General features: G+C 58.4%; 17 protein-coding genes. 8 read left to right on the forward strand and 9 right to left on the reverse strand.

Features of this window, described 5'->3' with window-relative positions; genetic code table 11:
* The first annotated feature begins 200 nt into the window (after positions 1-200).
* Genes BLV07_RS07120 through BLV07_RS07130 form a run of 3 tightly spaced genes read left to right on the forward strand, consistent with a single transcriptional unit; the run spans position 201 to position 2,964 of the window.
* Positions 201-1,310 (forward strand): electron transfer flavoprotein subunit alpha/FixB family protein, encoded by a 1,110-nt coding sequence (locus BLV07_RS07120; RefSeq protein ID WP_091881727.1) that lies wholly within the window; start codon positions 201-203, stop codon positions 1,308-1,310.
* An 11-nt stretch (positions 1,311-1,321) separates the two neighbouring features.
* The gene (locus BLV07_RS07125; RefSeq protein ID WP_091882111.1) at positions 1,322-2,629 is read left to right on the forward strand and encodes an FAD-dependent oxidoreductase; all 1,308 of its coding nucleotides are present in this window, start codon (positions 1,322-1,324) and stop codon (positions 2,627-2,629) included.
* Between the two features lie 38 nt (positions 2,630-2,667).
* A complete protein-coding gene (locus BLV07_RS07130; RefSeq protein WP_091881730.1) occupies positions 2,668-2,964 on the forward strand; it encodes a ferredoxin family protein in 297 nt (98 codons plus the stop codon).
* Between the two features lie 236 nt (positions 2,965-3,200).
* Here BLV07_RS07130 and ahpD read toward each other — a convergent pair whose 3' ends face one another.
* Entirely contained in the window at positions 3,201-3,749 is a 549-nt protein-coding gene (ahpD, locus tag BLV07_RS07135; protein ID WP_091881733.1) for an alkylhydroperoxidase, AhpD family, read from the reverse strand.
* Positions 3,750-3,757: 8 nt separating this feature from the next.
* On the reverse strand, positions 3,758-4,312 hold the full coding sequence (locus BLV07_RS07140; protein ID WP_091881736.1) for a peroxiredoxin: 555 nt from the start codon (positions 4,310-4,312) through the stop codon (positions 3,758-3,760).
* 350 nt (positions 4,313-4,662) lie between these two features.
* Between BLV07_RS07140 and BLV07_RS07145 the strand changes: the two genes are divergently transcribed.
* Positions 4,663-5,058, forward strand: coding sequence for a Ulp1 family isopeptidase (locus tag BLV07_RS07145; protein WP_502689891.1), 396 nt, complete (start codon positions 4,663-4,665; stop codon positions 5,056-5,058).
* A 171-nt stretch (positions 5,059-5,229) separates the two neighbouring features.
* Here the strand turns inward: BLV07_RS07145 and BLV07_RS07150 are convergent, their stop codons facing one another.
* The 4 genes from BLV07_RS07150 to BLV07_RS07165 form a co-directional block, all read right to left on the reverse strand.
* The gene (locus BLV07_RS07150) at positions 5,230-5,907 is read right to left on the reverse strand and encodes a DUF2478 domain-containing protein (protein ID WP_244550994.1); all 678 of its coding nucleotides are present in this window, start codon (positions 5,905-5,907) and stop codon (positions 5,230-5,232) included.
* Positions 5,904-7,085 (reverse strand): molybdenum ABC transporter ATP-binding protein, encoded by a 1,182-nt coding sequence (gene modC / locus BLV07_RS07155; RefSeq protein ID WP_091881742.1) that lies wholly within the window; start codon positions 7,083-7,085, stop codon positions 5,904-5,906. Before modC ends, BLV07_RS07150 begins: the two co-directional genes overlap by 4 nt.
* Positions 7,086-7,357: 272 nt before the next feature.
* Positions 7,358-7,603, reverse strand: a complete 246-nt coding sequence (locus BLV07_RS07160; protein ID WP_091881745.1) for a hypothetical protein — start codon at positions 7,601-7,603, stop codon at positions 7,358-7,360.
* A gap of 684 nt (positions 7,604-8,287) precedes the next feature.
* Positions 8,288-9,358: a cytochrome-c peroxidase gene (locus BLV07_RS07165; protein ID WP_176945385.1), complete on the reverse strand. Its 1,071-nt coding sequence runs from the start codon at positions 9,356-9,358 to the stop codon at positions 8,288-8,290.
* 1,850 nt (positions 9,359-11,208) lie between these two features.
* On the opposite strand from BLV07_RS07165, the gene BLV07_RS47380 reads away from it, so the two are divergent.
* From BLV07_RS47380 to BLV07_RS07185, 3 genes are all read left to right on the forward strand, one after another.
* Positions 11,209-11,856: a hypothetical protein gene (locus BLV07_RS47380; protein ID WP_165405201.1), complete on the forward strand. Its 648-nt coding sequence runs from the start codon at positions 11,209-11,211 to the stop codon at positions 11,854-11,856.
* A 1,475-nt stretch (positions 11,857-13,331) separates the two neighbouring features.
* Positions 13,332-13,577, forward strand: coding sequence for a hypothetical protein (locus BLV07_RS07180; RefSeq protein WP_244550995.1), 246 nt, complete (start codon positions 13,332-13,334; stop codon positions 13,575-13,577).
* Between the two features lie 803 nt (positions 13,578-14,380).
* Positions 14,381-16,213, forward strand: a complete 1,833-nt coding sequence (locus tag BLV07_RS07185; RefSeq protein WP_091881754.1) for an NEL-type E3 ubiquitin ligase domain-containing protein — start codon at positions 14,381-14,383, stop codon at positions 16,211-16,213.
* Positions 16,214-16,484: 271 nt separating this feature from the next.
* Here BLV07_RS07185 and BLV07_RS07190 read toward each other — a convergent pair whose 3' ends face one another.
* Together BLV07_RS07190 and BLV07_RS07195 are read right to left on the reverse strand one after the other, a co-directional pair.
* Entirely contained in the window at positions 16,485-17,204 is a 720-nt protein-coding gene (locus tag BLV07_RS07190) for a hypothetical protein (RefSeq protein ID WP_091881756.1), read from the reverse strand.
* A gap of 59 nt (positions 17,205-17,263) precedes the next feature.
* A complete protein-coding gene (locus tag BLV07_RS07195; protein ID WP_091881759.1) occupies positions 17,264-18,013 on the reverse strand; it encodes a P-loop NTPase family protein in 750 nt (249 codons plus the stop codon).
* 406 nt (positions 18,014-18,419) lie between these two features.
* Between BLV07_RS07195 and BLV07_RS07200 the strand changes: the two genes are divergently transcribed.
* The gene (locus BLV07_RS07200; RefSeq protein ID WP_091881762.1) at positions 18,420-18,644 is read left to right on the forward strand and encodes a hypothetical protein; all 225 of its coding nucleotides are present in this window, start codon (positions 18,420-18,422) and stop codon (positions 18,642-18,644) included.
* A 996-nt stretch (positions 18,645-19,640) separates the two neighbouring features.
* On the opposite strand, the gene BLV07_RS47385 is transcribed toward BLV07_RS07200, so the two are convergent.
* Entirely contained in the window at positions 19,641-21,014 is a 1,374-nt protein-coding gene (locus tag BLV07_RS47385; protein WP_176945399.1) for a M16 family metallopeptidase, read from the reverse strand.
* Between the last annotated feature and the right edge of the window lie 55 nt (positions 21,015-21,069).

Genomic DNA, 21,069 nt, shown 5'->3' on the forward strand with positions numbered 1-21,069 from the left:
GTCCAGTGTGGAAGACCTCTCCAAATCCGGCCGGACCGGTACGTCTATCGCGACGACGCGTCTTGTTGTGCGGCCGGTCGGACCAAGCAGACGGGGCAAAGCAGCCGACCACTTGCTGACCAAAAGTGATCTTCAGTTAACGAAGCTAAAAAGCAAAACCTGTGGCGCGGGCGCGCCTATCTTTGAGGGGAATTTAGAGTATGAGCAATGTCACCAAAACGGCCATGCCGGCGGCGGCCGGCCGCGCAGCAGCCAAAAAAGAACTGCCGGAGCACTTCAAGGCGTATAAGCACGTCTGGGTCTTCGTCGAGCTGGAGCGCGGCCAGGTGCATCCGGTTTCCTGGGAGCTCATGGGTGCGGGGCGCAGGCTTGCCGACAGGCTAAAGGTGAATCTTGCCGCTGTCGTTATCGGTCCGGAGGGGCAGCACACACGTAACGCCGCGCTTGAAGCCTTTTGCTATGGCGCCGATCTGGCCTATCTTGTGAGCGACAATGTTTTGTCCGATTACCGCAACGAATCCTATACCAAAGCGCTAACCGAACTCGTCAACACCTACAAGCCCGAGATCCTTCTGTTGGGGGCGACGACGCTCGGTCGCGATCTCGCAGGTTCCGTGGCGACGACCCTGTCGACGGGGCTCACTGCCGACTGCACCGCGCTGGACGTCGACGCCGATGGTTCGCTTGCGGCGACGCGTCCGACTTTTGGCGGCTCGCTGCTCTGCACGATCTATACCTTGAATTATCGTCCGCAGATGGCAACCGTCCGCCCGCGGGTCATGCCGATGCCTGAGCGCGTCGTACGCGATGCCGCTCGTATCATCGTCCATCCGCTCGGCCTTGTCGAAGACGATATTGTCACAAAAGTATTGTCGTTCCTACCCGACCGCGATGCAGAAACGTCCAATCTGGCCTATGCCGATGTCGTGGTTGCGGGCGGCCTGGGGCTGGGATCGCCTGAGAACTTTCGGTTGGTGCGCGAGCTCGCAACTCTGCTTGGCGCCGAATATGGCTGCTCGCGTCCTCTGGTGCAAAAGGGGTGGGTTACGTCTGACCGGCAAATCGGCCAAACGGGCAAAACCATCCGGCCAAAGCTCTATATTGCCGCCGGCATTTCCGGCGCGATCCAGCACCGGGTTGGCGTGGAGGGCGCGGATCTGATCGTCGCCGTCAATACTGACAAGAACGCTCCGATCTTCGACTTCGCCCATCTCGCGATCGTCAGTGACGCCATGCAATTGCTACCGGCGCTGACGGCCGCATTTCGTGCCCGGCTTTTGCCGAATTCGCGCGCCCGGATCGCCGTCTAGAGGAGATGATGATGATTGAAGAGAGATTCGATGCGATCGTGGTCGGAGCCGGTATGGCCGGCAACGCGGCGGCATTGACCATGGCCAAACGCGGCATGAAGGTGCTGCAGCTCGAGCGCGGCGAATATCCCGGATCGAAGAATGTGCAGGGCGCCATCCTCTATGCCGACATGATGGAAAAGCTGGTCCCCGAGTTTCGAGATGAGGCGCCGCTCGAACGTCACGTGATCGAACAGCGGTTCTGGATGATGGACGATCGCTCCCATGTCGGCATGCATTACCGTTCAGACGACTTCAACGAGGAACGGCCGAACCGCTACACGATTATACGCGCCCAGTTTGACAAATGGTTCTCTTCCAAGGTGCGGGAGGCTGGTGCGACTGTGCTGTGCGAGACGACGGTCACCGAGCTCGCACGGGACGAGCGTGAAAGGATCGTCGGTGTTCGTACAGATCGCCGAGACGGCGAAATACATGCCGATGTCGTCGTGCTGGCCGAAGGGGTCAATGGCCTGCTCGGGACGCGCGCGGGCCTGCGCGCGCGCCCGACGCCCGATAACGTTGCGCTCGCGGTGAAGGAGATGCACTTCTTGCCTCGCGAGACTATCGAGGCGCGCTTCAATCTCAAGGGCGATGAAGGCGTCGTGATCGAGGCGGCCGGTACCATTTCCCGCGGCATGACCGGAATGGGTTTCATCTACGCCAACAAAGAGTGCATTTCGCTCGGCATCGGTTGTCTCGTCGCCGACTTCCAGCGCACGGGTCAGACGCCCTACGGCTTGCTCGATCAATTCAAGAGGCATCCCTCTGTGGCGCCCCTGATAGCAGGGTCCGAAGTCAAGGAATATTCGGCGCATCTCATTCCTGAAGGCGGGTACAAGTCGATCCCGCAGCTTTATGGGGAAGGCTGGGTCGTAGTCGGCGATGCGGCCCAACTCAACAATGCCATTCATCGTGAGGGCTCCAATCTCGCGATGACTTCCGGCCGCATCGCCGCCGAAGCGATAGGTTTGGTGAAATCGCGCGGCGAGCCGATGAGTGCAACAAATCTGTCGATCTACAAGAAGATGCTGGACGACTCCTTCGTGATCAAAGATCTAAAGAAGTACAAGGATTTGCCGCCCCTGATGCATACCCACTCACAAAACTTCTTTCTCACCTATCCGCAGCTCATCTCCAAGGCGATGCAAAACTTTGTGCGCGTCGATGGTACGCCCAAGGCCGAGAAGGAGAAGGCGACCCTGAAATCCTTTGTCAAGGCGCGGTCATGGGCAGGTTTGTTCGGCGATGCTTGTCGTTTTGCCCGGGCCTGGCGCTGACCGCAAAAGTGTGAAGTCCAACAATGGAAGGCCAAAGCATGAATGTCGAACCCTCAATGCGCGTCGAAGACAAGCTGTATTATAACCGCTATCTTGTCGACGTCGGTCACCCTCACGTCAAGGTCCGCGCGCACACGACGCCGTCGCCGCAGCTACTTGCACTTTTGAAAGCCTGTCCCGCGCGATGCTACGAGCTCAACGACGATGGCCAGGTTGAGATAACTGTCGACGGGTGCATCGAGTGCGGCACCTGCCGCGTGATCGCCGAGCCAACCGGCGATATCCAGTGGAGTTATCCGCGTGGCGGATATGGGGTGCTGTTCAAGTTTGGGTGAGGATGAGGTGAATGTGCAGCGGAAGGCGCTCGCTCGAACCGACCTTAGAATCTCACCGCATCGTTCGCGCACTTTCGCCTCTGGCGCGGTGCGTGAAAATTTGAGCTAGGCACGCTTCAAAGGTGATGTCACGCAAGAGGTGCCTTGCGGGTATGACGCCCGTCAGGGACCCGAAAAGCACTGGTGTGGTGCCGCTGCGTGGCGCCACAACGATCGGCCGGATGGCGGAGGAGGAACTAGGCCGTCGCCTGGGTGGGGCTCGGCCCGGTGGCCTCGATTGCGGTCGCCACTGATTGCACGATTGCAGCAGTGCGCACGGCGGTCTGTATCACTTCGGAGCTAACGCCCGCGGCTCGCAGGGTCTTCTCGTGGGCATCGATACAAGCACCGCAGCCGTTTATGGCGGAAACCGCAAGCGACCACAGCTCGAAATCTGACCTATCAACACCAGGGCTTCCGATCACGTTCATACGCAACCGTGGTGGCATCGTCTTGTAGTCCGGGTTAGAGGCGAGGTGAACGAATCGGTAGTAGACGTTGTTCATCGCCATCACCGAGGCAGCGGATTTCGCCGCAGCAATCGCCACAGGCGTCATCACGGCGACCGCAGCCGATTCGATTGCGGCAATTACGGCTGCATTGCGGGTGGCGATCGCGCTCGCCAGCAGCAGCCCATATTGTCGCTGCGGCGAGAGCGTCTCATCGGCCACCAAGGACGTCAGATTGAGCCTGACGTCCTTGGCGAAATCGGGAATCGTTTTGCTCAGCTGTTCAATCGACGACATGCTGCGCCTCAAGCAACCTTCAGGGTTTCGCCGCCGATTTCGCGGTTGCATGGACAGAGCTCGTCTGTTTGCAGCGCGTCCAGAACGCGGAGCGTGTCCTTAGGACTGCGCCCGACATTGAGATTGGTCGCATAGACGTGCTGGATCGTGTTTTGGGGGTCAACAATAAAGGTGTAACGATAGGCAACCCCTTCGGGTGAACGCACGCCAAGACCATCGACGAGCGTTCCCTTTGTGTCGGCAAACTGCCAGATTGGTAGATTGTGCAGGTCGACATGTGAGCGCCGCCAAGCGAGCTTGCAGAACTCGTTGTCAGTCGAACCACCCAGCACAACCGCATCGCGGTCGGCGAATTCCTTGGAAAGCCGAGCAAATTCAGCAATCTCGGTCGGGCAGACGAAGGTAAAATCCTTGGGATAGAAGAAGATGATCTTCCACTTTTCTGGAAAGCTCGTTTCGGTCAGCGTCTCGAATGCACTCTGTCCTTCTTCTTCCTGCGCTTGAAAGCCGGGCTTCACGCCTGTGATTTCGAACGGCGGCAACTGACTTCCAATTCCGAGCATGCTGTCCTCACAAATTTGCTTTTTGTAGATCGTGACCTCACTGGTGAAGCAAACTATATGCCATCCGTTCTCAGGATTGGAATTGTCGCAACGAAGCCAGCCCAGCGGCTTGGTACAGGCATGCTCGCGCGCTTGGAGCGTCGATCAGCACTAAGTTGACAGTCGTCTGGAGCACACACAAAAAGTCATGAGAACACTCGACCTTTGTGCGACCGCCAGCGGGCGGGTGCTCGGAGCCAGGGCCTGGCTGGGCGACGAGCAATATCCAGCGGGACTACGAGCTCCTGTCGCAGGAGTTGCAGGGAAGCAATCCCAACCTCGCCGCCCGGATACGGTTTGTAGATCCTCTCATGGCCTTTCGGGTGGGCCAGGGTACTGAGGCCGACGCGCTCCGCGCATTCCATCGCATTGTCGATGATCGGAATGGGAATGATACAGCCGACTTCCTGTTCTTGCCGATGAACGATGCCAGCGCTACGGACCTCAATCACCGCGGCTCCCATTGGTCGCTGCTGCTGGTGGACCGCCGCGATCGCAACAATCCCGTTGCTTACCACTACGACTCCTCCAGGGGGCACAATGATAGCCCTGCAGCAATGCTCGCACAACGCGTGGGGGCCAACCTGCAAAACGCCCCCCATACGCCAACAGAGGAACGGCTACGATTGCGGTGTCTTTGTGCTCGACGGTACGCGGGCGCTGGCCAGGCGGTTGGCGGGAAGACGGCAGCCAGACCTGAACCTTAGCAATCTCGTCGGCGACCGGCAGGCACTGCAGAACCGACTGAGGGGTTGATGTCGGCTTGAACTGGTTAGCGCGCGAGCTGGTTGAACTGCGACGTCTCGCCATTGAACGTCCGCAATCGGCACGTTCGCAAGGCATCACGGTGGCACAGAGCGTGGGAGCGGCCGCCAGAGCTAAGGCTGTTTTCGGAGGCGGGGAAGGAATCTGATGGGCGATTTCGGAGTCGACGTGCTCGACAGTCTCACTGTCGTCATCAAGCCGTCCGGTATCGTCGTCCCCAAATAACCGCAGCTGGGGCTGAAGGCCCCGCTGCGCGCCACGCGCGTTGAGATATCGCACCACCACTGCTCCAAGAATTGACGATCACAAGGCAGCAGCGTGCCAACGCCCGCGGTGAAGGTTCGCCAGTCGGCAAGGCGTTTCTTCGGAACGGCTGTCAGGACTGGTACGCCTCGGGTGATCGCGTCAACGAATTCGGCGCGCAGGCCCCGGCCAGCTGCTTCTTGTTTGGCGAATTTGCTGATCACGAGGAGATCGATCTTGTTGCGAAGTGCCTGGGAAAGGACAGCTGCGGCTTCGGCAAGCCCATTTGTATCGAGATTACAGGACATAGCTCCGCTGCCGAGTGGCTGAGAAATCGAGATCTCTTGTCCCGTCGCAACGTCGATTGCGAGCATGACGTGCGTGCCATTTGCGCGCCTCGAGTGTCGCTGCACGATGCCGCCGATGCGTACGCCTTGCTGCGCGATATCCTGAGCGAAATCGGCCAGTAGCCTATCGACATCGTCTTTTGGACGGTAGAGAATTGCCCCCACACTATACGGATCTATCTCATCCACATTATCGATCACGGCCGGGATCCTGTTGATGTGTTTCTCGTATCGGGGCATAGCTGTCGAACGTTCTCATGCGGATGTGGCGGGCGTTGCAAGCAACCGCTCGGCAGCCCGAGCGGAACGGCGCGCGCGACCTCCGCGAATACGTCCGCTCCATTGCTGAGCCGTAGCGCATCAAAGGAGCGGCGCGTGATGCGCGCCAAAAGCGGCACGCCAGAACGGCCAGTTTCAAGAGTCAGAATCAAGGTGACCTCAGCCTCGTCGAACGGCAAAGAGGCTTTGATGCGTGCCGGAAATACATTGAGGATAGAGCTTGCGCGCGGGGACTCGCACGCAATGCTGACGTCGCCGGCTGCGATGCGCAGCCGCAGCTGCGCGCCCGGTCTAAGCGGCGCTCCAGGTATCAGAAGGCGCGCCCCCTTGAGGCGGAGCATGATCAGCCCATAGCGTCCGTCATAGCCGCCGACCACGGTATCAAGACAGACTGCCGCTTCGCCGCGCCTGGCAAGCGCCGGGCCGCTCTGAACGACATTGAGGGGCCCGGCCGCAGTCACGACGCCATCTTTCATCATGACAAGATGATCGGCAAAACGCTCGATATCCGCGATGTCATGGCTGATGTAGACCATCGGCAATGGGAGCTTTTCCCGCATGCGCTCGAGAAATGGCAGGATCTCGCATTTTGCGGAGCGATCGAGCACAATGAGTGGATCGTCCAGCAAAAGCAGCCGAGGCTGGCCTAACAGCGCGTTGCCAATGGCAAGTCGCTGTCGCTCGGCCGCGGAAAGACGTGATGGCGAACGCTCGAGCAGTGGCGCCAAGGCGAGCAATTCGACCACACCATCAAAATCGATCAGTGTCGGTGTCGATTTTGACGCGTTGTATAGAAGGGTGCGTCGTACAGACCAATGAGAAAGAAGAATTGGTGGCTGGAATACATATGCGACGGGACGCAGATGATGCGGTCGAAACGTCGTCTCATCCTGCCAAATCTCTCCATCGACCGCACAAAATCCGTTCGGCAGACGCTGCACGCCAGCGATGCAGCGCGCGAGTGTGGTCTTGCCGCACCCGGGCGGACCAAAAATCGCTGTGACGCCTTTGGCTGGTAGGCTGAATTGCGCATGTAGCGGAATGTTTGCGAGAGAGCCCTTGAACGCAACCTCAATATAGTTCGTTTTTGCTTCTTTCATGAACCTGCGCCTGTGCTGTATCTTCCAGTCCAAGTCACGAGCACAATCGCTGCAATGGAGATGATGGCCATACTTGCGACAATCCAGTCTGTGCCGCTCCAGCACGGCGTCTCTGCTCACGTGAGGGCATAAGTTGCGGCGGCGGACTGCAGATCGGTGTTAAGACCAGAGGCTTGTTGAGCATCTCCGCGCCGCGAGCATCGTGACAATCGGACGCTGCGCGGTGCGCTTGCCAATGAGAGGCAAAGCGCCTTTCCAGCAGCGCGAGGGTCTCAGCCTGCCGGGCCGAGGGCTTCTGCTGAATGTTCAAATGGCGCGGCTTGAGAGGTTTGACGGTAAAGATGTCGGCTCACGCCAGAACTGAATACTGGCTCGGGGCCGGAAATCCGCATCAAGGATCCCACAGCTTTCATAGCCGATTTGAAGTTTGCGCCGGTCGCCATAGTCATGGCCTCTGCATTCTCGGGTGCGAGCAGCATCAAAGCCAGATCGATCAGGATGAATCGGATAAGCCTCATTGGAACTCCGGCTCCGCCGCGACCGCTTCCTTCGCGGCAACTGATTGATCCCTACCCAGCAATCCGCGTGCCGTTTCAAGGAATATCTGCGCGGCTAGCGGCAAGGGGAGGCTTTGTATCGGGCTCCACCCGGCGTCTTAAATCGCCGCATCTTATTGTAGGGCTTTGGACGCTCGCGTCACCAACCGCACATGCGGGAGCTACGAGATGGAAGCCGAGGATGACCCATCGCCTCTCGCATTGGAGATGGTCCTTTGGCGAACATGCGGCCGTAAAACTCGTCAATGATGCACAAGTCCATGCCATCCGATTTGGCGAACCTTCCGATGTGCGCGGAGGAGAAGGTCGGCTGCCGGGCGCTTGAAAAAAGGGCTGATGTGAGATGATATGCTGCGCCCTCGAGCTACGGGAGAGCGTCTTCCTCGCAGCACCGGTTGCGGGCGCATTTCAGGGCGCGCGGGCCTTTCGTTGCAACGCGAGGTGACCCAGGAATGAGCTGCCCAGGATAGATAATTTGACAGGCCCCTAAGGAATTCTTGCGTCAGCGACGAACGGGTTGGGACTCGAGGCTCGCAATTTGGGCCTGCTGAATGCTCCAGCTTGGACCGCGACATCGCCTGATTTCGCTGCGGCAGCGCTATCTTCCTCGCTAATCACAACGTAGCTTGTCGCTATCGTGAAGGCCTATTTGTCTAAGGAGGGCTTTGGGGTTGCAGTGGTGCGCGTGGGCAGTATCGGGTAATCGATCTTTGGCAGCTGCCCGGTGAGCGAATTCAGAAAGGCGACAATCTCGTCAGTTTCTTCATCGCTGAGCTTTGCGCCAAGCTGAACCTCACTCATCACGCCAACCGCTTGCTTAAGATTCCAAACCTGACCAGAATGAAAGTAGGGCGGGCGCAATGCGACGTTGCGCAATGGCGCCGAACGGAAAACATACTCATTGCCGAGATCCTTGGTGACGGCAAAACGACCCTTGTCCTCCCTCGGAAGCAGGCTTTCGGCTGGCCTTTCAATGACGCCGAACGGGAAGTAATCCTGTCCACCGACGTTGATTCCGTTGTGGCAAGAGGAGCATCCCTTTTCGATGAATAGCTTTAGCCCGGCTTTCTGCTGATCGCTGAGAGCATATTCATCGCCCTCGAGGTACTGATCGAAGGGGGCGGCGGGAGTAATCAAGGTCGCCTCGAAAGCCTCGATGGCCTTGGCGAAATTTTCAAACGTAACTGGCGCCGCATCGTTGGGAAAAGCCTTACTGAACATAAGGACATAATCGGTCATTGAATTCAATGTTTTGAGCACGTGATCGGGCGTCGCATTCATTTCGACGCTGGCCTGGACGGGGCCTGCGGCCTGCGCCTTAAGATCCGCCGCGCGCCCATCCCAGAACTGCGCCACGTTGAAGACCGCGTTATAGACTGTTGGCGCACGACGTGAACCGAGCTGCCAGCGATGACCAATCGACGTCGGGCCTGCATCTGCCCCGCCCGTCCCAAGGTTATGACACGTGTTGCAGCTAATAACCCCGCTCGCCGATAGCCTCGGATCGAAGAACAAGGATTTGCCAAGTGTAACCTTTTCATGGGTGATAGGATTGCCCTCTACCGCTGGAACGATTGAGGGAATCGGCTTGAAAATCCGCTTGGCGGCCCTCATCAAATCCTCATTGGCGCCTGCTGCTGGCGAAACCAGAATGGCTGCGGCCACAACACTTAACCTGCCGGCCAAGGAAAGCTCGCGTACCGCTAATTTGCTCATGTGAAGTCTCGCTTTTGTTCTAGATCGTGGAATCGCGAACATAACGCGCGGTCCGCGTCCGTCCGCAGAAAGACCTGCAGCAGTCAACGACGAATGGTGTCTTCCGTGTTTCCGGCTAGGCTGCAGCCAGGCTGACGCGCTGCCGGTGTTAGTAGCAACGGGCGTGCCAGCGGGGCTCAAGGTCGAAGCTGCTGAGCTGGTTTCAAGCAATTGCGCACCGTGAATAGCAGCAGGCGGCTTGAGGCTGTCGAATCGACGGTACGTGACAGCTGCGACAATCACCATCCAGCCACGGTATCCTGGCCTGTCGGTCCAAATCTCTGTGCTTCTCGGAAATCCATCGTACCGAACTCTTTGACTCTGCAGGTCAGCTGGTTAGGACCGCGAACAAAGCGAGCTGCGCCGACGCAGCTTGTCGCTGATCGTCTCGATGCCCTTTGAGCCTTCAACCCCACACTAGGCTGAGCGTCATCCACCAACATCGGTGACGTTCCTCCCCAGGGGCGGCCGGTCAGGCGTGCAGTTGTCGGGAGTTCGTCCTACTGCCCCCAATGTGGCTATGCCCGGCTCAGAACGTATTCACACATGCCGGACGCTCAAAGTGCTTGAATCGACCGTAGCGTCAGGTTGTAGGCATTGCGAAGCAGAACGCCATATTGGGAGCCAGCATCGCCACACAAGCGCTAAACGGCCGATCTCTCTTGTATCTCGGTCTTCGCAATGAGCGTGTTGCGGGACGATAATTCAGGAGGCCGTAATCATTGCGGCTGCCCTGCAACAGCGCGACCGCGGCTGCCGAGGCGCCCTATCCGGTACACAGATTACGCTCGCGGGGCAAAGAATAATAGTGATGGATATGCGGCTGAAGACAGGTTTGGTGAATCAAGAGCGACGAATGGGCTGGACTTGCAATGCGCATCGCTGTGCAGCCGCCCTCGTCGCGATCGCGATCGCAGCCACGTGGTGCACAGGACACGCTCGCGCGCGAGATCGGCGGGCCGAGCAAGTCTTGATGTCGTGCAGACCAGACGTGAACCGCTTCTGTGACCGCTTTACAGGGCGTAGCGATGTGGACGTGGCAATGTTTTGTCTTAGGGACAATTTCAAGAACTTGCGCGGCGAATGCCGCCGCATGATGCCAACCGCGGCGGAGAGAAACGACGGACCGAGACGGCGTCTCAACAGGCTTCCGGTCGTCCTCCATCGAGAGTGAGGCGTCCGAGTGGTAGTTGCAGAAATCGAGCAACGGTGAGGTTCAGACTGACGGGCGCCGGAGTTTGGCCAGCTTGGTGGCCGAAAGTCGATCGGGCTGAAGCATCAGCCTGCCGAGCCGCAGTTCATCTATCAGGGGGACTGAGCTCTGTGAATCGATTGGCCTTGATCAGCGATCGATAGTGCGCCCACGCGTGTTACGAGGTTGTAATGCGCTCTGAACTTCGATTTCGTACTGCAGCAGTTGCGCTTTATTCAGCGCTGCAGCCATTCGCCGACTTTGAGGCCATCGTGAGATTGCCATCGGCTCGCTGTAACTGGTCGGAAGGACAATCTGCGTAAACTGTGGCGGTTACGGCCGGACATCTGCAGGAATCCGTGCTGCCCATCAATCTATGGCGTTGTGGTCGACAACCAAGCAGTTTCCGGCAGGTGGCTAAATCGCCTATAACTGGCAAAGATCGCCGGAATGTTAGCGTTGGAGGTTTGTTCGATCGCGTCTTCCTCAGATTTCTCAGCTGGGGATTAGCTTGGTCTCGACTGCCGGGCTCAAGGTACAGATAGAGCTAGGAAACCTCTTTTGTTAGCCGCCCATCGACTTCCCGAAGGAACCGCTTGATGCCATTGCGGCGTTCTCGATGGGCGCTTCAGGCGAGTCGCTTCGCCCGATCGTGATGCTCTTGGCCGAATACACCTTAGGGCTCAAGGTCAAAGGAAACGCCGTCGACAAGAGCCGTTCAAAGGCAGAAAGCTGTTCAAGCAGACGCTTCTCAACGGCCTTGCGCTCCGCGCCAGGTAGGTCCCTTTTAAGGAATCGACGGCAGCGCCAGATTTCGTTCCGCAGCCATCTGATCTCACTTAATGTATCATCAATTGAAGTCATCACAGATGTAGATCACTTCGTCCCTGGAGTATCAAGCATGGCGATCGTCATCGAGCGGCCATTCCTTGGCTCCGCATTCCTGCCGAATAATTGCATCCGGGGACTTGCGACTTCCGCCCGTTCTTTCGGCGAGCAGTTCGATGTATGCAACTCTTATCAATCAATATCACCCTACACCGCGCGTGTGACGAGAAATCGCGGCAGATCCTCGCGTTTTCACGGCGCTGCGATCGTGTGCCTTGCACAATTCCTGCGCTCCACAGGATTGATTGGTGCGCGAACAAAAACCGAGAACCGGAGAGCAGTCAAATCCATGTCCGACACGCGGACGGCTCAAGCAGGAGCTATTAACGCACAACGCATGTCCCCATGGTCGATGGCAGCGGAATTTGCAAGCGTTTGATGGCTTTGTTGCCTGTTCAGGCTGGGCGCGACCTGACTTGGGACACAGCTCGCGACTCGGAACGTAGCGATGTCGAGCTCTAGCGGCCCAAGCCGCGTAAAGCGGTGGCGGCTTCATTGCGATCGCCTCCTCTCTGATGCTGGCCAGTCCCGCGGTGCTACCGGGCATTCGCAATCGCTTACCCGATAAATAATTTATGGGCGAGGTGGACCTCATCAACAACATGGGAAAGCCATGGGGGCGATTGTTGAGGAAGGCGAGCCAGCCTGACTGCGATCCCCGGCACGCGGCACCCAATCAAAGAAACGCACGCGCCGGGGTTGGGATCTTGGCAATCCGAGGCAAATGTCGGCTAGACGCACTGTCGAGCCAAATGAGCATTCCACGGACAATCATTGCTATCGACATCCGGCTGTGCACGGTCGGCCTCAGAAGACCGATTTAATAGCTTGAATCTCACGCTGCGACAGGTTGTAGGCTTGCTGATGCGTAAAAGATAAAGGCCCGCTTGGCAGGCGTTGATGGCGCATCGCAAAATGGAGATCGAGGGGGCGGCCTGCTGATTGCCAGCTTTTGGACGATGGCCAGGAAAGCCATTTGCACCGTCGGCACGGGGCGCCGGGCCAGCCATTGTCAAGTACACTGACTAGTTGGAGTCGCGAAATGGCATGGATGATGGAATGATACAGGCAGCAGAATATGGCTGACCCCAGCCGTAATCGCGTTCTTAGCGGTCCAGCGAAAGCGCGCTGGGTGAACCGCCCGCGCTCGCAAGCAAGTACTCCAACGGAATAGACGGTTCATATCCGGCCAGAGGCGATGACCGGCAGCACTGATGGCCGCACAGAGCCCTGCGGTGAAAGCTCGGAAGGTCTTATGTCCTTTTCAAACCAGCCTCACGAGGGCGCTAGGCGAAATCGATCGCGCCAGCGACATCGTTGAATTCTCAACAGTGGTGTTCACGCACGACAAGCAAATGCGTCGACCATTCGGTGTTCCAGCAAAAGGCGACGGTTGAGTTTCAATCTAGATTTCTGCCGAGTTTCGAGGAAAGCGTCCGCGCCGGAAGATCGAGGGGCGACGCCACGACTTGCAACGCGTTGAGCCGAAAGGCCGGAGGTCAGGCCGGCCGGGACGTTTGCGAGAGAATAGTTTCTAGTGTATCGCAACTTGACGACGTTCTGATTGGGAAGGTCGGAATTAGGGACGCTTTCCATATTTGCGGCATCATTCGGTCGGCACTCCAAAAGAGCGGAATGCCGCTGTGGAGCTATCAGAATCGTGCAACTCACGGCTAAGCCGTACGCCCTGAGGAGAAGCGGTCCGAGCAGTGAGGTAACCGACCAAATAAATCTCTCGATTGCAGCGTTCAACGGGCATGAAGCTGTCGAAGATCACTATCCTTCGCAGCGACACTCTCGCGATGTGGTGGCCAAAGATTACAGAACTGAACAAAAAATCAGAAGGACTAGGTCTTGAGCCAGGCGGAGAATGACGTCGTCGAGCACATGCTCTCGTCATTGACGACCAGCTTGTTGCAGAATCGTATCGCGCCCTCTGACGAGCAGGTGATGCATCATTTTGGGTTAGCCTGCGAGAGAGCGGGACTGATCGCGACGGAGGAGATAGCAATACGGATACTGAGACGTGTTTCACGCGAGATCAACGAGGCACAGTCGATGCTCGAGTTCATTGGTCGCGGCGCGGATCGACTACATTGAGCTCGACATACAGAAACTCTGTGTCGCACCAGTCCAGATGCAGCTGTTCGATCATTCAGTCGAACGCGTAAGGGTCAAGTGCCGCCTCATCAGCGCTTACCCGTCGAGATGTGCGACGGTGAGCCGAGGGGGAGGTCCGGTCTTCGTGGCCGATGTCAAAATGGCGGGGAACTCGTCATCGGAGAAATTTAGCGAGCCCGTGTTGTTAACATCGGGTGCGCGCCGCGTCTCGTAGCCAAGGCCGAGCGGCGTTAGGCGCGATGGGCTGCAAGCTATTTAGCTCAGCTATTTAGCGTAAGCGTTTGAACGCAGGGGGAAGTGGGGCCGCCTCGCCGCAAGCGACAGCAAAGTTGCCGGCCTAAGCGTCCCGCTGCCGGCGTGCCGGCACCCGGCACCAGTCGGCCCAGCTCGAAGTGATTCGTCTGCGGAGCGCTGAGCCTAAGCTTGAGAAATTGATGGGGGCCGTCAGTTTCCTCGCTCCGCGGTCCGTCAGCTTATCGACAGCTGGCTCTCGTATCATGAACGTCGCTGCGCGCTGGCAGGTCCGGCTCAACGGGCGGCGATCTGGCAGGTGACACCGGGATAGTCTCCAATATCAACCGATCCACGAGCGAGACTTCGCCTGGGTTCGCTACACCCTCTGAAGTTACTCGGTAGCACTCGCAGCAGCGTATTCGCGCCAGCAGTGCGTGAGACCTCATTGCAGTTAGCCGGTGGAGCGTCATCCATGGCGGGGGTTACCGGTTCTAAGATGCGCCGCCCCGGCGCGTTCGCTTCATTTTGCTACCGAAGAGACGACATCGATGAATGCAGAACAGCTTGGTGCTGGTACTCCTTCCGCAACTTCCGATTCGGAAAGCTCCGAACCGGGCTCTCCGGCCGTATCGCAGTGGGGAGAGGCCTTGACGGACGTGCAGGCGTCCGCCGCCGAGGCGGCTGCCTCGCCGGACGAGGTGTTGGCGGACTGGGCTGCCGAAGACGGGCAGGGGCAACATGAGGATCGGCAACAGGCGGTAAGTCGAACGAGGGCTTGGCGGGGCACGGGTGATCTCAATGAGCCGCTAGATCTGTCGTCTCTGTCCCTGACCGCCTTGTCGGCGTCCATTCTGGCCGGGTTGCGCCGCCTGAATGTCGACGACAATCAGCTCGACAGCCTGCCCGAGACCCTCCCGGCGAGCCTCCAACGGCTCTACGCCAGCAACAATCGGCTGACCAGCCTACCCGAGCTTCCACCTGGCCTGCGGCGGCTCTATGCCATCAGCAATGGGCTGACGCGCCTGCCCGCAGAGCTGCCGCCGGGATTGCGGCGGCTGAATGTCGACAACAATCAGCTGACCTGCCTGCCCGAACCCCTTCCAGCAACGCTTCAGGAGTTGGACGCTAGCGGTAACCGCCTGACCCACCTGCCCGAGCTTCCAGCCGGGCTCCAGCGTCTGAACGTCGACTACAATCAGCTGACGAACCTGCCCGAGCCTCTTCCGGCCGAGCTCGAATGGCTCAGCGCCAGCCACAACCGGCTGACCAGCCTACCTGAGACGGTCCCGCCCGAGCTGCTGTGGCTCGGCGCCAGCAACAACCAGCTGACCAGCGTGCCCGAGACCCTGCTGACGCAGCTAAGCCGTGACTCGAGCGTTGATCTGGAGAATAATCCGCTCGCCGATTGGGTGCAGGCCGGCCTGGCAACAGCGATGCATGCCGGAAACTATGCCGGCCCGCAGGTTTTCTTCTCGACCGCGGATGGAGCGGTGGAAGTTCAGCCGCGGTCCCTGCAAGCGGTTGCCGCGGACTGGCTCGAGGGCGAGCCCACGGCAATGGCGACTTGGCAGCACTTCGCCCATGAAGCGGGGGCCGCGGACTATGCACGCTTCCTCGACAGGCTCCGGGGCACCGTGAGCTATGGCAACGAGACGTTCCGCCAGGCCGTCGCCGAAGATTTGCGGCAGGCAGCCGTCAGGCCGCGTTTGCGCAAGCAATATTTCGAGTTGGCTTCGGGAGCGAACGAGAGCTGCGAAGATCGCATTACTTTGGCCTGGAACGGCATGCAGACCGCACGCCTGAACGCTGATGTCGAGGACGGCGTCTATGACGGGCGACTGGGCGAACTGCTCCAACACGGCCGCGTCATGTTTCGCTTGGAAGCGCTGGACGGAATCGCGCGCGAGAGGGTCAACTCGCTTCGTCGTGCCGATCCCGACGCGGACGTCGATGAAATCGAGGTCTACCTTGCCTACCAGACTCAGCTGCGCGACCCGCTCGAGCTGCGGCACATCGCTCCCGACATGCGCTTCATGAACGTCTCTCACGTGACCGAGGACGATGTGGCCAGCGCCGAGGTATCGGTGCGGAATCAAGAAGCGGCGGAATTTCCGGACTATCTGGCAACGCGCTGGCAACCGTGGGAAAGCGTGATGAGGCGCATCGCGCCCGAAGATTATGCTGCCATGCAGGAGCGGCTCGTCGACGCGATGGGCGAAGAGTTTCAAACCCGTCTGAATCGCCGACTGGCCGAGGAAGGTTTGACAGGCGATGCCGATGCCGAGCGGGTGCTCGGAGCCCAGATCCGAAACGAGATCGCCCGCGAGATCAAAAGCGCGGTCATGCACCAGGTGCTCGGGAAACGCGGCCTTGATCTATGAGCCTCCTGTGATGGAAGGGCCCGTCGATCCGCCTAGCCGCCAAGGTGAAGACAGTCATCGATCCTTTCGAGGACGGGCGTGTCTACATGAGCCATTCGGCGAATGAGCTGCCGTCAATTGCCGGTCGCGTGGTCCGTGCGGACGATCACGGTAAAGATGCGCAATCCACCTGAAGATTCGTATACCGCAATTCATGCGTTCGCGTCCCGTTGAGAGCGCCATTGAAGACTACTCATAAGCCGGACGAATAGATGGCGAGCAGATCGGAATCTCAAGTAGCCCTTGTGCAACGTAGGCTGTCGATATCCGTCCCCCGAGATCGATAGGACTTTCGCAGCATCGCACTCGAATCCAGATCGCGAAACATGCTGTAATTCCGTCGGATCCATTGATGCAGCTCGGTGGACCAGTCCTTCTCGTTGCGCAGATATCCGGTGAAGGAAAAGCTAATTCGGTCTATATATCTCTTGAGGAACAGCGGAAGCGCGGGAATCCGAAGCACCCGCTCGCCATCCATCGCTTCAGGTAATCCGCCGCGCAGCACGAATTCATTGTGGATGGTGACCAGCGACCCCGGCGGAATTCGCCGCCGCAGCATTTCGTAACCGCGAAAGGAGATGCGGTCAGCGCCCGCAACGAAGAGGATGATAGGGGCGACATAGCAGCGCGCCGTCTCCTTCATGAAGCCGATCTCCTCGCACATCTTGAAGAATTCGTCGAAGGCGTGAAAGCCGAGATCGATTACCTTGGGTACCCGATCGTGGATGACAAGAGGGTCCATCAGCTGCATCTTGCCGTAAGTATCGATCACATCCGCGGTCTCCGTGATGTTGGGGAGGTAGTCGAGCAATGATGGCTCTTTCAAGTTGACATCAAATGACAGAACTGTGCCGTTTTTCAGCAGCAAGAACTCGCTCATGGCCCGAGCGATGAGAGTTTTACCGACCTGCGGGCTAGGAGAGCAGATGATGTAGATGGGGGTCGCTAACATAGCCAGCAGATCAATTTCGTTTCGTACGTGGGCCCGACCTGAGCTCGCCGAATATGCGACTACTTCTCGCCGGCCCGGGTGGCGGACTTGGCGCCGGCCAGTTCCGTCAAGTTGATGCGATCAAATTCGCTCCAGACATTTGCCAGCCAGTGCCGGACATAGCCGCGCAGCACGAAGGAGTTGTTCGCGGGCTCATCGTTGCGAGCCTTGTTTGCGACGAAGTCTATGAATGGGACGGATGCGACTTCCACCTGCTCATAGGCCATCTCGTTAAGCTTCGGTATGACCAACTCAGTCGCATGTTTGATGCGGTGAAAATAGGAATTGTATGTCGCTTGATCCCACTGGAAGAATTGAGTGTCGTTGATGAAGTTCTTGACCAGGTAGTACTTTGCGCCGCTCATGAAGGTCGCGGTTTCCGCGATCTCGTCTAGCGAAGCGATGGATGATCCCAGGATATGGAACACGGCAAACGTAATCTGGCCAGACCGCGCCGAGTCCAGAAATCCGATGTCGCGCAAGGAAGCCAGCGCAGAGGACAGTAAGCCTGCGCGAGCATCGATGACAGTGACGGACAGCCCTGAGTTCAGGGTATCGAAGATCTTCATCTGATCCGCCGTCGTCGTCATGTCAACGATCTCAGTGATCTCGGGATAAAAGCGCTTCAGCGTTCCCCTCGGCGATTCCGTGTCGAATGCGCGTGTTTGCACATTGTTGACGCTGAAGTAGTCCAGTAGCGTTCGTGATACGGTCGTCTTGCCGACTCCTCCCTTGTCCGCACCGACCACAATTACAACTGGCTTCACCATGGAAATCTCCTGAGACACTCGCTATTGCCGCGCGCAAAGTGCGCAACCGGCGCGTCTCTGCTTTGGGTGCGAACATGGCAGAAAGAAGGGGCAATGAATCTTCGATGCGAGAGCTCTGCAACCGATGAATGTTTTCAACATCAAGCGAGTGACGTCCTTGGATCGCAACGACGATGCAGGCCGAGAATGGGGAGTAAATCACTTGTACTGGTGATCTACGTGAGGTTTGTGGGCGGCTGGAATGCGCGCCGCCAAGAACCAACGGTCTGCCTGTGGTGATCGGCGATTGCCATAGGTCATCTATTGCTGCCGCTATCTAGATTGGCATGAAGCGAGCGAATCTTACGTAGCGTCAGATTGCGAGCTCGGTGGAAGCGCAATCGAGGCGGTGCTACGCGGTCCGACTATGGTTTGGCAGATCATCAAAGGTCTGCCGGATCAGATCGTCGTCTTTTCGGCAGACAGCGAAGTGGCTGCTCAATTACTGAGAGATGACCCTGAACGACCGAACTCTCACTCTGCTGAAGAATATCGAGATATGCGAGCGCTGATGCTGACGCAAATAGCAAGCATGCATCTGTTCGCGCCGAGGCGAGACTATCGTGTCATGGAGAACAAGATCGAAGGGTGAGCGGGGCGCGCCGTCCGGCGGCGGTGGCGAAGCGATATCGAGGACGCTCCGTCAAAAGAAGTCGGCGTCGAGCGACCGGGACGATCTTTGTCTTGGGCACAGAGTTCGCCGATGAGGCGACGTGGTGCAGGTCGAGAAGAATCTGCAGGGAATGAACGATGGTCTGGCGCCTGTGCGCTCTCGCTGGGCCGCTTCCTTGGGTGCGGCAGACGGTGTACGTTACCGTTTTAAAGCGCCCACTCTGACCACTCTTTCGATTTGCTAGGCAAGCCCGACTGAAATGGGGTGCGAGGTGCGCGTCTAGTTCTCGTTTCTTCTGGTCGGTCGCGCTTTAGATAATTGGTCTGCATACTCGGCCTCGGCGTAAAGCTACATCATGCTCACCTTCATATCCTTTATGGGACAACCACCGAAGCTTGTTAGGCATCCCCTAGAGCTGCGCTCTAGGGGGCATCGATCCCGCTGGCGCCACGGTACGAACGCCAGCCGACCAGGGTAACGCAACTCGAACACAACTGAAAGCGACTAAGGCGGATACTTACTGCAACAATCGAGGCAGGCGTGGAAAACAGGAAGTGTCGACCTCATTGCTGCCGCCGAAGGCCGCCGAAAGTAGCGATCCCCTTCCGCCGCGAAGAGCTCCGATCCTGCGATTGCTGGTCAGGCCGGAAATGAAAAGAATTAAGAACAAGCCATTTGGTAAGCGGTTATTTCCACGTCTGTGCCATTCCCCCAATGGCACGACCACAGTGGAAGCTCTGCCTCAGCGTATCGCCCTCTGAGGCCGTTTTTCTTGGTGATAGCTCTATTTTTGCAATTCGCTACCTGAAGACTTCAAGCCGGACTACCGCCTTGTTTGGCAAAGCGATTGAGCAAAAGCGGCACTCGAGCGGCCGCGTGGTAACTGCCCGATGATCGAATATCTCCGCGAGCTGGCTAGACGCACTCTGCGCGCGACAGGGAGGCGCTTGCTAAGCGCCTGGGGCTGCTAGAAAGTCAATTCGGTGGCGCCGTCGGGGCGGCGCCTAGCTGCTCGGCGCCTGGCGGGGGTGTGGTCCCCGATGGCATGGTGGTCGGCTGCGCTGCATCCTTTGGGGAGCGGCCGACGATAATTGTGAGCAGACCCGCGCCCCACAGCCGCTGCGCTGCTCTCTTGGCGTCCTCCAACGTCACCCCATCGACCACGGCGTTGTGCTTTTCGAAATAGTCGATGGGCAGCTTGTCTAGCTGATGCTGCAACAGCGTTCGCGCAAGCTTTGATGATGTGTTGAGAGCCAGTACTTGCGAGCCCTTCAGGTAGGACTTTGCATCATCGAGTTCCTGCTGAGTCGGTCCTTCCTCGGCGATGTGGCGGACCTGCTTCTCGATTTCTTCGACCGTTTCGCCGGCACGATCGGCGTAGGTGCCGCTATTGCCGAGAAACATGGCTGAATGATCCAACCAGACCAGGTTCTCACGGACCGAATAGGCCAGTCCGCGCTTCTCGCGGATTTCGCGGAACAGGCGCGACGTCAGGCCGGCACCGCCGAGAATGTGGTTGACGACATAGGCGGCCATGAAATCGGGCTCGCTGCGACGGACGGCTGGACCGCCAAAAGTCACAGCTGTCTGCGGCACGTCGAGCGGAATAAAGACCCGCTGCGGCGGCTTTGCTACGACGACTTCGGGAACCGGCGTCACTTCCGCTTTGGTCGGCAGGCTGCCAAAGGACTTGTCGAGCAGTTTGCAGAGGACCCCTGGATCAACGTCGCCGACCACCGCGATCTTGAGCGTGTCTTTTGCGATCACGCGTCGGACATAGCCCTTGAGATCCGCGACCTCGATCTTCGGCACGCTTTCCAGCGAGCCTCCGGCTGGGCGAGCATAAGGATGATCGCTAAAGGCGACTTCGAGGAACTTGCGATGGGCCAGAGACGAAGGATCGGTCGAGTTGTGCCGAAGGCGCGCAAGCACAGTGGCACGGATCCGTTCGATATCGGCCGCGTCGAAACGCGGCGAGGTTAGCGCCATCCGTAAAAGTTCGAAGGCCTCGTCCGCGTTGTCCTCGAGCGTGCGCAAGGCACCGCGGAAGTGATCATGGGTCGAGCGAAAACCCAGCTCGATGGCACGACGGTCGAGCCGCTCATGAAAGGTCTTGAAGTCAAGGTCGCCGGAACCTTCCTTGAGCAGGCCAGCAACCATGTGGCCTACGCCAGGTTTTTGAGGTGGGTCCTGAGTCGCGCCGCCGGTGAAGGCAAATTCCATCGCGATCAACGGGACAGTGGAATCCTGCACGAACCAGGCTTCTATGCCGCAAGACGAAACCAGGCGCTTGATCCCGGTCCGCGCAAGCGTCCTCGTGGCCGCAAGCGAATTTGGCGAAGCGAGCATCGCGATTGGGAGCGAGGCCCCCCCGAGGAGGATCCCACGTCGTGTGCAAGGATAG

The organism is Bradyrhizobium sp. Rc2d (genome assembly GCF_900099855.1).
GTDB lineage: Bacteria > Pseudomonadota > Alphaproteobacteria > Rhizobiales > Xanthobacteraceae > Bradyrhizobium.

Excerpts from the sequence above, each read along its gene's own strand:
- BLV07_RS07120 (WP_091881727.1), top strand. The coding sequence starts at position 201 with ATGAGCAATGTCACCAAAACGGCCATGCCGGCGGCGGCCGGCCGCGCA.
- BLV07_RS07125 (WP_091882111.1), top strand. The coding sequence starts at position 1,322 with ATGATTGAAGAGAGATTCGATGCGATCGTGGTCGGAGCCGGTATGGCC.
- BLV07_RS07130 (WP_091881730.1), top strand. The coding sequence starts at position 2,668 with ATGAATGTCGAACCCTCAATGCGCGTCGAAGACAAGCTGTATTATAAC.
- ahpD (WP_091881733.1), bottom strand. The coding sequence starts at position 3,749 with ATGTCGTCGATTGAACAGCTGAGCAAAACGATTCCCGATTTCGCCAAG.
- BLV07_RS07140 (WP_091881736.1), bottom strand. The coding sequence starts at position 4,312 with ATGCTCGGAATTGGAAGTCAGTTGCCGCCGTTCGAAATCACAGGCGTG.
- BLV07_RS07145 (WP_502689891.1), top strand. The coding sequence starts at position 4,663 with ATGGCCTTTCGGGTGGGCCAGGGTACTGAGGCCGACGCGCTCCGCGCA.
- modC (WP_091881742.1), bottom strand. The coding sequence starts at position 7,085 with ATGAAAGAAGCAAAAACGAACTATATTGAGGTTGCGTTCAAGGGCTCT.
- BLV07_RS07160 (WP_091881745.1), bottom strand. The coding sequence starts at position 7,603 with ATGAGGCTTATCCGATTCATCCTGATCGATCTGGCTTTGATGCTGCTC.
- BLV07_RS07165 (WP_176945385.1), bottom strand. The coding sequence starts at position 9,358 with ATGAGCAAATTAGCGGTACGCGAGCTTTCCTTGGCCGGCAGGTTAAGT.
- BLV07_RS47380 (WP_165405201.1), top strand. The coding sequence starts at position 11,209 with ATGGGCGCTTCAGGCGAGTCGCTTCGCCCGATCGTGATGCTCTTGGCC.
- BLV07_RS07185 (WP_091881754.1), top strand. The coding sequence starts at position 14,381 with ATGAATGCAGAACAGCTTGGTGCTGGTACTCCTTCCGCAACTTCCGAT.
- BLV07_RS07190 (WP_091881756.1), bottom strand. The coding sequence starts at position 17,204 with ATGTTAGCGACCCCCATCTACATCATCTGCTCTCCTAGCCCGCAGGTC.
- BLV07_RS07195 (WP_091881759.1), bottom strand. The coding sequence starts at position 18,013 with ATGGTGAAGCCAGTTGTAATTGTGGTCGGTGCGGACAAGGGAGGAGTC.
- BLV07_RS07200 (WP_091881762.1), top strand. The coding sequence starts at position 18,420 with ATGGTTTGGCAGATCATCAAAGGTCTGCCGGATCAGATCGTCGTCTTT.
- BLV07_RS47385 (WP_176945399.1), bottom strand. The coding sequence starts at position 21,014 with ATGCTCGCTTCGCCAAATTCGCTTGCGGCCACGAGGACGCTTGCGCGG.